Genomic DNA, 773 nt, shown 5'->3' on the forward strand with positions numbered 1-773 from the left:
GCGGGTATTGATCCGGTGTCGTTGAAGGGTTCGGCGACCGGTGTGTATGCGGGCGTGATGTACCACGACTACGCCGCAGGCCTGTCGCAAGGCGGCGACGCCAAGCTGGAGGGCTACGCGATGCTCGCCGGCTCCGGCAGCGTCGTATCGGGCCGCGTGGCGTACACCCTCGGCCTCGAAGGCCCGGCCGTGACCGTCGACACCGCGTGCTCGTCCTCGCTGGTCGCGATGCATCTGGCGGCCCAGGCGCTACGCCAGGGCGAATGCAACCTGGCCCTGGCGGGCGGGGTCACCGTCATGGCCACGCCGGACGTCTTCACTGGGTTTTCGCGGCAGCGTGGGTTGGCGCCTGATGGTCGGTGTAAGCCGTTTGCTGCGGCGGCTGATGGTACGGGGTGGGGTGAGGGGGTTGGGGTGTTGTTGTTGGAGCGGTTGTCGGATGCGCGGCGGAATGGTCATCGGGTGCATGCGGTGATTCGTGGTTCTGCGGTGAATCAGGATGGTGCGTCGAATGGTTTGACGGCGCCGAATGGTCCGTCGCAGCAGCGGGTGATTCGTCAGGCGTTGGCGAATGCGGGGGTTTCTGCGGGTGAGGTGGATGTGGTGGAGGCGCATGGGACGGGTACGACGTTGGGTGATCCGATTGAGGCGCAGGCGTTGCTTGCTACGTATGGTCAGGATCGTCCTGTGGGGCGGCCTTTGTGGTTGGGTTCGGTGAAGTCGAATATTGGTCATACGCAGGCTGCTGCGGGTGTGGCGGGTGTGATCAAGAT

Annotated in this window: 1 protein-coding gene; it reads left to right on the forward strand. The window is 65.1% G+C overall.

All coding sequences use genetic code 11. The annotated features are described in order from the left end of the window. A partial coding sequence (locus AAHZ94_RS34770) for a beta-ketoacyl synthase N-terminal-like domain-containing protein (protein ID WP_349997650.1) occupies positions 1-773 on the forward strand: 773 nt, incomplete at both ends.

This window comes from Streptomyces sp. HSW2009 (assembly GCF_040240285.1).
Taxonomy (GTDB): Bacteria; Actinomycetota; Actinomycetes; order Streptomycetales; family Streptomycetaceae; genus Streptomyces.